Below are 12894 nucleotides of genomic sequence, written 5' to 3' on the forward strand. Positions count from 1 at the left end.
TGTGTTTGTCGCATGCTGCCGGGGCGATTGCCGCCGCCAGGCCCGCATGTGTGGTAACCTGTTTTCTTCACCGGCCCCTGCTCCCCAGGGAGCGACGGGAACCGGCTCAAGATGCGGTCAGAATGCGTGCCTCTTCCGGTCCGGCAATAATTGCCAGCGACGCGATGCCTATGAAAAGTCCATGCTCGACCACGCCCGGAATGGCATTCAGCTCTCCCGCGAGCGCATCTGCATCAGGAATACGGCCAAAAGATGCATCAAGAATGAGGTGTCCACCGTCCGTCTTGAAGGGGCCGTCGCCTGAGTTGCGCACGGAGATGTCACCGGAAAGACCGAGACGCGAGGCCACCTTTTCGATGGCGATGCGCGTTGCCACCTGGCCGAAGGGATTGACCTCGATCGGCAGCTTGAATGCGCCGAGAACATCGACGACTTTCGATTCATCGGCGATGACAATCATGCGCTTGGAAGCGGCCGCGACGATCTTCTCGCGCAGCAATGCGCCGCCGCCGCCCTTAATCAGTCGCAACTGACCATCGACTTCGTCGGCACCATCGATCGTCAGGTCCAGTTCCGGAAGTTCGTCCAGCGACTTCAACTGCACGCCAAGCTCCAGGCACAGCCGCGCAGTACGCTCGGAGGTCGGAACGCCTTCGATGCGGAAGCCCGCAGCGACCTTCTCGGCCAGGAGCCGAACGAACTCCTCGGCAGTCGATCCCGTCCCAATGCCGAGACGCATGCCGTCTTCGACATGTTCGAGCGCCGCTGCCGCGGCTTTGATTTTCATTTGGCGGGCGTCCATACGCCAGTCGCTCCCTTTTTACCCACCGGATGTGGATGCGGTTACCCACCTTCTCCATCCGTTTTCCGCTGAGACACTTACACGCCCAAAGCTGCAAACAAAAGCCAAAATCAGGGGCCCGGCCCGGATTCCTGGTCCCTTCCCACACACACTTGCCATTGCATTCTCTTGCAACTTCGCCTACCCGAACGACAACTCTTTCCGGCTACGCGAGGTTCACCTCTTGTCTTCCCCCATTGTCGTCTTTGATCTCGACGGAACCCTTGTCGATACGGCGCCGGATCTGGTGGCGAGCCTCAACCATGCGGTGACCCAGGCCGGCGTCGAGCCGGTCACCTACCGCGACCTCACCCATCTCGTTGGCCACGGTGCCCGCGCGATGATCGAGCGGACTTTTGCGCTTCGCAACAAGCCGCTCGATGAAGAAGCGTTGGCCTGGCAGATGAAGGAGTTCGTCGACTTCTATCATGGCTCGATGCCGGGTGATTCCCTGCCTTACCCGGGCATGCTCAACGCACTCGACCGGCTGTCGGCGGCGGGCTTCAAGCTCGCAGTCTGCACCAACAAGCCGGAGATGCTGGCAAACCGGCTGCTCGAGCGCCTAGGCCTCATCGATCGCTTCGCGGCGGTTTCCGGTGGCGACACGTTCGAAATCCGCAAGCCGAATGCCGACCACCTGCTGCGCACGATCGCCAATGCCGGCGGCAGTGCCGCGCACTCGGTGATGATCGGTGACAGCCTCAACGATATTCTGGTCGCCCGAAACGCCGCGATCCCGTCGATCGCCGTGCCGTTCGGCTATTCCGACGTGCCGATCGAAAGCCTGGAGCCGACAGTGATCATCCGCCACTTCGACGAGTTGACGCCGGCGCTGGTGACAGGGCTTTTCAACGGCAAGTAAGCGCGCGGGCGCTGGGCCTGAGGTTTTGATCCGCATCTGATCGAGGATAGAGCCCACTAAGATCAATCGTCATTGGCAGCGCGCACGTAGCAGGTTCCTGCGTCGCGCCGCTTCTCGCATCGCAAAAACACGCTACGTTCCTCTCGCGTCACCACCACCTAAACGAAAAACCCCATGGAGAAGCTCCACGGGGTCTGAAATTCTGTCGTCGAACACGGTGCCAGTGCGAGTGGCGCCATCGCCTAATTGGGACTTACCCCTCGGCCCGGCGAGCGTCGCGGGTGGCGTCGAGGGCGCGGTTCACGTACATGTCGCGCTCATACACGTCGTCGAAATACTCGATGACACCGTCCTTGTTCGGCCAGGCGGTAAAATAGGCGACGTAAACAGGAACCTTCTGCGGCACCTGCAACGCCTTGTTGCTGCCGCCGCCGATTTCCTTGCCGACATCCTCGACGCTGGTGCCAAGCACGGCCGCTGCCATCCGGCGCGGATCGGCGAGCCGCACGCAACCGTGGCTGAGTGCGCGCTGGTCACGCTTGAAGAAGCTCTTCGACGGCGTGTCGTGCATGTAGATGGCATGCGCATTCGGGAACAGGATCTTCAGTTCGCCAAGCGCGTTGTCGCTGCTCGGCGGCTGGCGCACGGCAACCGAGGCGGTCGATCCGGTCCAGTTGACGGAAGACGACGGCACTGAGCGCCCGCCTATCTCAACCTGATAGCCCATCCGATCGAGATAACCAGGGTCGTTGCGCAGCTTCGGCAGCATCTCGTTGATGATGATCGACTGCGGCACGCCCCAGTATGGATTGACCTCGACGGTCTGAATCTCATCCTGGAAGAAATAGGTCTGGTTCGCCTTTGAACCGACGACGACGCGCATCGAAAACTGCTCGGCGCCATTGTCGCTATAGGACGCGGTAAAGGCCGGCTGGTTGATGAAGACGTAGCGGTTGCCGAGCCCATCGGGAAGCCAGCGCGCCTGTTCCATCGCGACTTCGAGCTTGTTGATCTTGCTTGCCACGGTGTCGCCACCGGTCAGGAGTCGCAGCGACGCCTGACCGACGACGCCATCGGCCTTCAGGCCATTCTCCTTCTGGAACGCTTCGACGAGCAGAACCAGCTCAGGCGTGTACTCAGGGGTTCCTTGATAGGCCGCGAGCACTGCGGCGTGATCCGACTTCAGCGTCTCGGAACCCTTGATGCGGATCCCGGCGACGATGTTGGCAAGTTCCGGATTGCTTTGGCCCGGCTTCAGGAGCGTGCCCGGCGCGATCTCGACACGCTGTTCCACGCTCTTCTCTGCACGAAGGCGCTCGAGTTCAACCGACAATGCAGCGAATTGTTCGCTCTTCGGGTTCTGATCGTTGAGCAGCGTGGCAACATCGGAGCTTGCCGACATCCTATCGAGGAAGGCTGAGAGATCGACGGTCTTGCGCTTGAAATCGTGATAGCCGGAGATCTTGTTGGGATCGATGCGGCCACGCACCGTGTCCTCGACATAGGAAAGCGTTGCCGCCGACAGCGCGATTTCGAACTGAACAAGTTCCTTTTCGCGCGCGATCATATCGCCGCGGTCGAATTCATCAGCAGGCACCTGAACGGCATAATCCTGCGGATCGAGACCGACCTTTGCTGCATCGGCAAGAACGGCAATCGCCCCCTTTGCGCGCGCGTTGACACCGGTGCCGTCGATCCAGACGAAATCAGAACGCGAGCCGTAATGGGTCTCGATGGCTTTTGCCACATTCGAGGTCGTGCGAACCTCAACGTCAGGCATGAATTGACGGGCATCGGTGAGCGCCGCACGCAGCATTGGCGGCAGCGCTTCGTTGCGCACAGAACCGGTGACGACCGGATCGAGCAGCCTACCGGTATCGACCCGGCGCAGAGGTTCCGCCTTGTAGGTATAATAGCGAGGGCCGGTCACCTTCGGCAGCGGCGTGGAGACCGTCCTCTGCTGCGGCTGCCCCATGGAACCGACACCGGGCAGCGGCTGGCCGGACTGCATCTCCTGCTTCGGCGTCTTCTGTCTGCCGCCGCGGATAAGGTCCATCAACGTGATGGCCGCAGCCGGCCGCACATCGAAGGTTGCAATCGAACAGCTGCTCATGAGCGCTACGATCGCTGCCGTCTTGAAAATTCTCATGTGAAACTACGTCCCCGTATCGCGTTGTCGCCGAACTCGGCTTTAGCCAGATTCTCGCCACGCCCTCGTGCTCTAAAACTTATAGAAAAGGATGGTGAATGAAAAGGAAACGCGCCTCCCCGAACGTGCATGAAAACACCTCTGCGTGTTAAAAAAACCGCTTGATTGCCAGGACGTTCGAGGGGGCGTAAAAATTTGATTTGCATCGACATTAGTGTCGTTGCCACCCGGCCCGCACGGCAAGGCGAGCAATGCGAGCCTTAAAGGAAGGCAACGAATGTGACTGAAACGCCACAAGGAATCCGGGTTCGCCGCGCGCACGCGAATCAGCCGCTGCACGACTGCAAAGGCCGCTCTTTGTCGCACGCCCGCCTTTCAAACGATTGTAGCATTGCCAGCTCCGGGGCCACCTCTTTACAAGCCTTGCCAGCCGGGGCAGAGAGAGGCCCGGCACCTTGGGGAAGGGACAGCCGGTTGCGACCGCGTCCCCTCGCCCAGACTTCATGAACCGCATGACGAAGGCAGGGATCACGATGACATCGACGCGCACGGAAACAGATACGTTCGGCCCCATCCAAGTGGCAAACGACCGCTATTGGGGCGCCCAGGCCGAGCGTTCCCTCGGCAACTTCAAGATCGGCTGGGAAAAACAGCCGGTCGCAATCGTCAGCGCGCTCGGCATCGTCAAGCAGGCCGCGGCCCGCACCAACATGGCGCTCGGTCGCCTGGATGCAACCATTGCCGATGCCATCGTCAAGGCCTCGCAGGAAGTCATCGACGGCAAGCTCAATGACCACTTCCCGTTGGTTGTCTGGCAAACAGGCTCCGGCACCCAGTCGAACATGAACGCCAACGAGGTCATCTCGAACCGCGCAATCGAAATGCTCGGCGGCGTCATGGGCTCGAAGACGCCGGTGCATCCGAACGACCACGTCAACATGAGCCAATCGTCCAACGATACCTATCCGACGGCGATGCACATCGCCTGCGCGGAGCGGGTGATCCATGATCTGCTGCCGGCGCTAAAGCACCTGCACGAGGCGCTCGAAGCCAAGGTCAAGGCGTTCGATCACATCATCAAGATCGGCCGCACCCACACCCAGGACGCAACCCCGCTGACGCTCGGCCAGGAATTCTCCGGTTATGCCGCCCAGGTCGCGTCCTCGATCAAGCGCATCGAGTTGACCCTGCCCGGCCTTTGCGAGCTCGCGCAGGGCGGTACCGCCGTGGGTACCGGCCTCAATGCACCCATCGGCTTTGCCGAGAAGGTCGCGGAAGAAATCGCCAAGATCACCGGCATTGCCTTCACCACGGCACCGAACAAGTTCGAAGCGCTTGCCGCCCACGATTCGATGGTCTTCAGCCACGGCGCTATCAACGCCGCAGCAGCTGCCCTCTTCAAGATTGCCAACGACATTCGCTTCCTCGGCTCCGGCCCGCGCTCGGGCCTCGGCGAGCTCTCGCTGCCGGAAAACGAACCGGGTTCGTCGATCATGCCGGGCAAGGTCAACCCGACCCAGTGCGAAGCGCTCACACAGGTCTGCGTCCAGGTGTTCGGCAACAACGCCGCACTGACCTTTGCCGGCAGCCAGGGCCATTTCGAGCTCAACGTCTTCAACCCGCTGATGGCCTATAACTTCCTGCAGTCGGTACAGTTGCTCGCCGATGCCGCGATCTCCTTCACCGACAACTGCGTCGTCGGCATCGAGGCCCGCGAAGACAACATCAAGGCAGCGCTCGACCGCTCGCTGATGCTGGTGACGGCGCTGGCGCCGAAGATCGGCTACGACAACGCGGCCAAGATCGCTAAGACCGCCCACAAGAACGGCACGACACTGCGCGAAGAAGCCGTCGGCGGCGGTTACGTCACCAACGAAGAGTTCGACGCCATCGTGCGTCCGGAAACGATGATCAGCCCGGCCTGATCCGTATACCCCTGCCGCGGCGCCTTAATCCGCGTCGCGGCTCGGCCCTCGCCCGGATCGACGGGACATTGCATTGTCTGCGTTAAGTCGAATTGTCTTCATTCGCAGAAGCAATCATTAAGACTTCGCAAATCATTTGCCCCTAAAAATCAGTACCTGTAAGCAATGAGTAATATTGGGGGTTTGCGAATGCAAACGGCCACCTCTGGAAAAACGCAAGCTCCGGATATCGCAGCACAAGTAACTCATGCGATGCGCATGATGGGCGTGTCGCCGATACCGCGCAATTACGAGCTTTATTACGAAGCCTACCTCGGTTCGAATCCGCAATTGTCCAAGGAACTCGCAGCTCTCGGCAGCCGCGCGACCCAGGAGGAACTCGACGCGATCGGCGCACAATATTTCAGCCATATCCATCGCTCGACCGGTATCGAGCGCGCCCACACCAGCCTTGCGGCCAAGCTGACCGAACTGGTCAACCTGTTGAAGGACGAGCAATATGCGCTCGAGACTTACAACAAGGTTCTCGACGAAGCCTATGTCAACATAACGAGCAAGAGCGCGTCCAGCGCCGACATCCTGCGCCACGCCATCGGTATCCTCACCGAGGCGACCGCCGACACGATGAGCCAGGGCAAGGAGCGCGTGCAGACCGTGGTGCAGAAGTCCTTCGAGATGGAGGTCATCCGCCAGGAACTCGACGAATACAAGCGGATCGCCAATACGGATTCGCTGACGCGGCTCGCCAACCGCCGTGCCTTCGACGACAATCTCGCCGCCGTCTACAACAACGATCATGAGAAGAACTTCACCGGCCTGCTGGTTGCCGATATCGACCACTTCAAGAAGGTGAACGACACGTTCGGCCATCCGGTCGGCGACAAGATCCTGGCGACGGTCGGCAGCGTCATCCGCGCCAATGTCCGCCGCGACGCCTTTGTCGCCCGCACCGGCGGAGAGGAGTTCGCGGTCATACTCAAAGACAGCAGCCAGGAAGAATGCCTGCAGGTCGCCGATCGCATTCGCACCGTACTGGCCGGCACGCCCTTTAGAAATTCCAAGACCGGCGTCAATTATGGCCCGATCACCCTGTCGGTCGGCGTCTGCATGGCGACCGCCGCGGAGGATGCCGTCGATCTCTACAACAAGGCGGATATCGCGCTCTATTCCGCCAAGAATGCCGGCCGCAACAAGACGATGCTGTTCGAAGACGGCATGCGCAAGGAATCCGGCCGCAACTGGCTGATCTACCGACGTTAGCAACGTCCGAGATACCCTTCATGAAAATGGCGTCCATCGGGCGCCATTTTCATGTCAGCACTCTCGTTCCCTTGGAAACAGCCAGGCCTGATTGCAATCGCTAGAACAGTTGCAACAGGGACCAACGGCTACGGAAAGCACGATCGGTTCCCACAATCCGAGGGGGAGAACCGACATGAAGCGCATTTTTGCAGCCGTCACCGCGATCGTCTTGATGACAGGATCAGCCGCAATCGCCGGCGAAAAGGCACAGGGTCAGATCACCGTCGCCTCCCTCGACAGCAACGCCGCCAAGACCGGTTGGCTTCAGGTCCTGTCGCAAGGCGGCGCCAGCTATAAGGCCAAGCGCGGCGACATCAGCCAGTCACCGATCGCGCGAGAACTCGTCGCCTTCCCTGAGACCGCCGCTCCCGGCACCATCATCATCGACAATTCCGAGCGTCGCCTCTACCACGTCGTCGGCCGCGGCATCGCAGTCAAATACGCCGTCAGCGTTGGGCGGAAGGGGTTTCTGTGGACCGGAACCAACACCGTGAGCCGCAAGGCCGAATGGCCCACCTGGGTGCCGCCCGAGGACATGCGCGTTCGTGAAGCCAAGAAGGGCAAGGTGCTGCCCGCCAGCATGGAGGGCGGCATCGACAATCCGCTCGGTGCCCGCGCCATGTATCTCGGCTCGACGATCTACCGCATTCACGGGACCAACCAGCCGCTGTCGATCGGCAAGGCGATGTCATCAGGCTGCATCCGCATGGCCAACGAGGATGTCGAGCACCTTTATGCCAATGTCCAGCTCGGCACGACTGTGGTCGTTCGCGACTGACCGACCAGTCAAGGCAAGGCGTCCACACTCAGCCTATCGACAGGCGGAGGCACCCGCCTGTCTTGCAATGGCGATCAGTTCCGGCCGGTACTCGAAATGCATGGTGTCGAAATGATACCAGCGGCCGCCCCAGATGAAACCATGCTTCTCGAAGACCTCGACGATCTCCAGCGGATAGCGGTTGCGGTAGGGCGCCGCGCCGCTCTTGCCTCCGCCCGCCCAGCGCCAGTAGCCGGCAAAGCCGGTGTTGAGATCGATCGCCGCGCCAAAACTGTGCACCGAGAGCGTGTGCGCGCCGGCAATGTTGCGCCAGTTGAAGGTCCCGGCACTGGGCACGAGATACCGCTTCAGCTTTGGTCGTGAGGCAAGCTCGCGCCCGACCGCCTGCAACGCCTTGGCCACACCGTGCCTGCTGGTGACGCTCAGGCGCTCGCCGAACCAGTCAACCACGACAAGATCGCGCCTGACGCCCGCAGCACTGCCCCCATAAAGACGTTTCATCAAGGCTTCGCTGCGGATGCGGCCCGGATCGAAATCCACACCCGGCGGCTTGGCACAGGGACCAAGCGGATAGATCTGCGAAAGACTGTCCTCGATATCGCCGGATGCGAGCTTTTCGGCGTGGCTCTTCTGCCTGCCATCATCGATCGGCAGCGCCGGGCCGCCATCGCGCAGGGTCAGCGTGTCTTGGCCGACCTCGGCGACCGCCTCCGGATAGGCCCTGGCGAGCAGTTCGAGCTTTTCGCTGAGCGTCGGCTCGGCCGCCAAGCCTCTGCTGACACAGGCCGAGACAAGCAGAACGGCGGCACCAAGACACGCGCTTATAGATCCACGTCGCATCACGTTTCCATCTCTGGCTTGCGTCGGCTCCGCGGTCGTTCGCAAACCCGCTCGGCCGTTCAGCCTACCACATGGTCTGGGCTGCGCGCTCCGGCCATTCGCGGTCATAGGTATCCCGATCGAAATCGGCCTTGGCGGCCTTCAGCAACGCACCGGGCGTCGGAAGCGTCGCGGGATCGATGAAGCGCTCAGGATTCCAGATCTGCGATCGCATCAAGGCGCGGGCGCACTGGAAATAGACCTCGCCGATGGTGACGACGAGGACGCTGCGCGGGTTCCTGCCATCGATCTCGAAGGAGTCAGTCAGCGCCGGATCGATGCTGACGACGGCGGTGCCGTTGATGCGCATGGTGGTGTTGGATCCAGGCACCAGGAACATCAGCGCCACGCGCGGGTCGCGCACGATGTTGGCGAGCGAATCGACGCGGTTGTTGCCGCGCCAGTCGGGCATCAGAACCGTCTTGTCGTCGGCGACCCGGACAACGCATTCGTCGTCGCCGCGCGGAGAACAGTCGAGCCCTTCGGGACCTACGGTCGCAAGTGCGGCAAAGGGAGATGCCTCGATCATCTGCCGGTACTCTGCGGTCAGCACTTTGGTGACCTTTGCCACCGATGCCTCGCTGACGCCGCCGTAAAGCGCGTTCAATTCCTCGACCGAGGTGATGATCGACATGCCGTCCTCCCGCAAATGCATGATGCCCAAACCGTTATCCGGCTTCATGCAGCCAACTCAATATCAGCAGCGGCGCTCGCCTCGCGAAAGACGGTAACACCGCGGTCGAAGTGATCCTTTCGACGGATAGCATGACGGGCATATGACGGCATCAGCGAAATCTTCCGAAGCCGTATCGGACGCGAGAACGCGGATGCGCGACCAGCCTTCGGTCAGGCAGCAGCCTTTCGATCCTCGGCATGGACGAAAGCATTGATCCTGTCGATCACCGGGCTTGCCGATACGATGCGGCGATGGCCGTAGCCATTCGCCCAGTGAAGCTCGACATTGGGTCCGGCCGCCGCATAGCGGCGCGCATGGTCGGCCGAAACCTCCTTGTCATCTTCCGCATGGATGATCAATGTCGGAACGGCCCGCACCTCAAGGATCCTGGCCGCATCGAAATCCTCCAGCCGGCGGCCGGACAGGCGTTCGACGACGCCTTCGAAGGCGCCCTGGGTTTTGGGTGAAAGGCGAAGAACTTTTCCGAAGCCCTTGAAAAGCCAGGTCATCTCGCTCGGTGCACCGATCAGGACAAGCTTTTTTGCGACATGACTAGGCACGTCGCAAACGAGACCACCGGCCGCACAGGCAAGGCTGGCGCCTCCGAAGGAATGGCCGACGCTGACGTCAAAGCCCCCGAAATGCCGCCAGGCGGCATCGATCGCCCTGACGGCGGCCGGCATCGTCAGCGTCCGCCCCGGCGAGGCGCCATGCCCGGGCCAGTCAAGTGTTACCACCTCGGCTCCGCTGGCAACCAGCCCTTCGATCATGGTGGCGAGATAATCGCTGCGCGATCCCCAGCCGTGAACCAGCAGCACGCGCTTGGCGTTGGCGGCATTGCGCGGGCTCGCGAAATGCCGTGCTAGGACCCACCCGCCGGCATAGGAAAGCGTCACCGGCTCGCCCTTGGCGATCACCGGGACGGCAGCGGCAAGGGCCGCGCGTTCCTTGGCGCTCTTCGGCTTGCGGCCGGGCGTAACACTGAACAGTTTGAAGGCGAGCCGGCCGGCGGCCTCGGGAGAAATGACCGACACGCCGGCAAGCGCATGGCGGATGACCTTGATCGCAAAGGATGCCATAGTGAGAATCTCTTGATATGTTCAATGCTGAACATTATTGTACAACGATGAACAAAAAGCAAGTGATGAACGAACAGCATCATTTCCCCTGGGACCACCCGCGTTTTCGTAGCTGGATTGCAGTCGCGCGCGCCTGTCAGTTGATGCAGCAGACGATGACGCGCTCGCTCGCGCATCTCGACATCAAGCCGCCTCATCTCGACATCCTGATCAACCTCTATCGCTTTGACGGGATCTCGCAGCAGGAGCTTGCCCGCAAGCTGCTGGTGGGGCGGTCCAACATGAGCATGCTGCTGCCGCAGCTGGAAAAACGCGGGCTGATCGAGCGCCGCGGCGACGACAAGGACAAGCGCGTGCTTCGGCTGTCGCTGACACCCACCGGGCGCACGCTGACGGAAGAGGCCATGGAGGTTCAGACCGGCCTCATCGAAAAGTCGATGGAGGGCGCACCGCTCGAGGACTGCATGGTCGTGGCACAATCCATGGAGCGGCTCATCGCCGTTCTGCTCAGGGACGAGAACGAACTCGCCTGACTGCCGGACCGGGCACGAGCCAGTCTTTAGCTGGCTGAGCCTTCCTGTGCCTCGCGGGCTTCCGCTTCCGCCCGCTCGCGCGCGGTTCGCGAGGCGATAATGTCGGACGGCTGCGCGTTGCCTCGGATCAGCTGTCGCCCGGCATAGATGCCGCCGATGGTTTCGAGCGCAAAGCGCTCCTTGTCGAGGTCGCGGAACTCTTCGATCACATCCGCAGCTGTTTCAGCATCCTCGCCCAGAACATTCAGCACTTCAGTGCCAAAAGCGAGCGCCGATTCGAACGTCTCGCGGATCTCGAAGTCCACCCCGGCGTGCAGGAGGTCGATGGCATGACCGCGGTCGAACGCGCGCGCCAGCACGGGCACCAGCGGAAACTCCTCCTTGGCGGTGTGGGCGATCTTGATCGCCGCCGCCTTGTCGTCGACGCAGATGAGGATTGCCCTTGCGGTGGCTGCGCCTGCCGCGTGCAGGATATCGCTGCGGGATCCATCGCCGTAAAAGACCCGGAAGCCGAAGTTCGAAGCGTCGCGCACGAAGTCCGCATCCTTGTCGATCAGCGAGAGCTTGTAACCGCGCGCCAGCAACGGCTGGCTGACGATCTGGCCGAAACGGCCGAAGCCGATCATCAGCACCGTGCCTTCGACATTCTCAGGCACTTCCAGATCGTCAGTCTTCGGCGGCTCGGGTTTGGCGAGACGGCCATGGATGAAGATCGCGATCGGGGTCAGCATCATCGACAGGATGATCGTCGCCGTTAGCGTCGCATTGGCTTCGGCATCGATGATGCCGGCCGAGACGGCGGCGGCATAGAGCACGAAGGCGAATTCGCCGCCCTGCGCCATCAGCACCGCCCGCTCCAGACTTTCGCTGTGGCAGGCACGCAGCAGCCGCGCGACCGCATAGATCAGCACGCCCTTCAGCGCCATATAGGCGAGCACGGAAATCACAACGACCTGCCAGTTGGCGGCGATCACCGACAGGTCGATCGCCATGCCGGCACCAAGGAAGAACAGGCCGAGCAGGATGCCGCGAAACGGCTCGATATCGGCTTCGAGCTGGTGGCGGAATGCAGACTCAGAAAGCAGCACGCCGGCAAGGAAGGCACCCATCGCCATCGACAGGCCGCTCTGCTGCATCGCCAGCGCCGAACCGAGGACCACAAGCAGCGCCGCTGCGGTCATCACCTCGCGTGCGCCCGCGGCTGCCAACAGCCGGAACAGCGGGTTCAACAGGTAACGACCGGCGATCACCAGCGCCACAAGCGCTGCAAAAGCAATGCCGATCGCCATCCAGCGCTCCGACGGCTCGCTCGCAGCCCCGCTGCTGCCAAGCAGGGTCACGAGCACCAGCAGCGGCACGATTGCCAGATCCTCGAACAGGAGGATCGCGATCATGCGCTGGCCCTTCAGCGTCGAAATCTCGTTTCGCTCCTGCAGCATCTGCATGACGATCGCCGTCGAGGTCAGCACGAAGCCGGTGCCGGCGATGAAGGAGGGAATGGGCGCAAAGCCGAGCTCTAACCCGACACCGGTCAGGCCGGCAATGCAGGCGAGCACCTGTGCCGCGCCAAGGCCAAAGATATCCTTGCGCATGCTCCAGAGCTTCGACGGCTGCATTTCCAGCCCGATGATGAACAGGAACATCACGACGCCGAGTTCGGCCACATGGAGGATCGCCTGCGGCTCGGTGAAGAAGCGCAGGCCGAACGGGCCGATCACCAATCCAGCAATGAGATAGCCGAGCACCGACCCGAGCCCGATGCGCTTGAACAGCGGCACGGCAACGACACCGGCGGTCAACAGCACGACCACCTGCATCAGGTCATTCGCATCAGATGCTTCGGCCAATAGACCCTCTCCTTTTCAGATGG

At 61.6% G+C, this 12894-nt stretch carries 11 protein-coding genes; 5 read left to right on the plus strand and 6 right to left on the minus strand.

Annotated elements, in window-relative coordinates; translation table 11 throughout:
• Positions 1 to 106 precede the first annotated feature (106 nt).
• On the minus strand, positions 107 to 802 hold the full coding sequence (gene rpiA / locus ASD52_RS29500) for a ribose-5-phosphate isomerase RpiA (protein WP_025427240.1): 696 nt from the start codon (positions 800 to 802) through the stop codon (positions 107 to 109).
• 223 nt (positions 803 to 1025) lie between these two features.
• Here rpiA and ASD52_RS29505 point away from each other — a divergent pair, with 223 nt between their 5' ends.
• The gene (locus ASD52_RS29505; RefSeq protein WP_025427241.1) at positions 1026 to 1703 is read left to right on the plus strand and encodes an HAD family hydrolase; all 678 of its coding nucleotides are present in this window, start codon (positions 1026 to 1028) and stop codon (positions 1701 to 1703) included.
• A 253-nt stretch (positions 1704 to 1956) separates the two neighbouring features.
• Here the strand turns inward: ASD52_RS29505 and ASD52_RS29510 are convergent, their stop codons facing one another.
• The gene (locus ASD52_RS29510; RefSeq protein WP_025427242.1) at positions 1957 to 3852 is read right to left on the minus strand and encodes a murein L,D-transpeptidase; all 1896 of its coding nucleotides are present in this window, start codon (positions 3850 to 3852) and stop codon (positions 1957 to 1959) included.
• Between the two features lie 503 nt (positions 3853 to 4355).
• On the opposite strand from ASD52_RS29510, the gene fumC reads away from it, so the two are divergent.
• The 3 genes from fumC (at position 4356) to ASD52_RS29525 (ending at position 7857) form a co-directional block, all read left to right on the plus strand.
• Positions 4356 to 5777, plus strand: coding sequence for a class II fumarate hydratase (fumC, locus tag ASD52_RS29515; RefSeq protein ID WP_107027596.1), 1422 nt, complete (start codon positions 4356 to 4358; stop codon positions 5775 to 5777).
• Between the two features lie 189 nt (positions 5778 to 5966).
• Positions 5967 to 7037, plus strand: coding sequence for a GGDEF domain-containing protein (locus tag ASD52_RS29520; protein WP_025427244.1), 1071 nt, complete (start codon positions 5967 to 5969; stop codon positions 7035 to 7037).
• Between the two features lie 175 nt (positions 7038 to 7212).
• The gene (locus ASD52_RS29525; protein WP_025427245.1) at positions 7213 to 7857 is read left to right on the plus strand and encodes a L,D-transpeptidase; all 645 of its coding nucleotides are present in this window, start codon (positions 7213 to 7215) and stop codon (positions 7855 to 7857) included.
• Between the two features lie 33 nt (positions 7858 to 7890).
• Here ASD52_RS29525 and ASD52_RS29530 read toward each other — a convergent pair whose 3' ends face one another.
• From ASD52_RS29530 to ASD52_RS29540, 3 genes are all read right to left on the minus strand, one after another.
• Positions 7891 to 8697 carry a M15 family metallopeptidase gene (locus ASD52_RS29530; protein ID WP_057214302.1) on the minus strand — a complete coding sequence of 269 codons (807 nt, stop codon included), beginning with the start codon at positions 8695 to 8697 and terminating at the stop codon, positions 7891 to 7893.
• Between the two features lie 64 nt (positions 8698 to 8761).
• Positions 8762 to 9370 carry a pyridoxamine 5'-phosphate oxidase family protein gene (locus ASD52_RS29535; protein WP_025427247.1) on the minus strand — a complete coding sequence of 203 codons (609 nt, stop codon included), beginning with the start codon at positions 9368 to 9370 and terminating at the stop codon, positions 8762 to 8764.
• Between the two features lie 212 nt (positions 9371 to 9582).
• Complete coding sequence (locus ASD52_RS29540; protein WP_025427248.1) at positions 9583 to 10491, minus strand: alpha/beta fold hydrolase; 909 nt, start codon at positions 10489 to 10491, stop codon at positions 9583 to 9585.
• 47 nt (positions 10492 to 10538) lie between these two features.
• Between ASD52_RS29540 and ASD52_RS29545 the strand changes: the two genes are divergently transcribed.
• Positions 10539 to 11024: a MarR family transcriptional regulator gene (locus ASD52_RS29545; protein WP_025427249.1), complete on the plus strand. Its 486-nt coding sequence runs from the start codon at positions 10539 to 10541 to the stop codon at positions 11022 to 11024.
• A 26-nt stretch (positions 11025 to 11050) separates the two neighbouring features.
• Here ASD52_RS29545 and ASD52_RS29550 read toward each other — a convergent pair whose 3' ends face one another.
• Positions 11051 to 12871, minus strand: coding sequence for a monovalent cation:proton antiporter-2 (CPA2) family protein (locus ASD52_RS29550; RefSeq protein WP_025427250.1), 1821 nt, complete (start codon positions 12869 to 12871; stop codon positions 11051 to 11053).
• Positions 12872 to 12894 lie beyond the last annotated feature (23 nt).

The sequence above is a fragment of the Ensifer sp. Root142 genome, assembly GCF_001426785.1.
Taxonomy (GTDB): Bacteria; Pseudomonadota; Alphaproteobacteria; order Rhizobiales; family Rhizobiaceae; genus Ensifer; species Ensifer canadensis.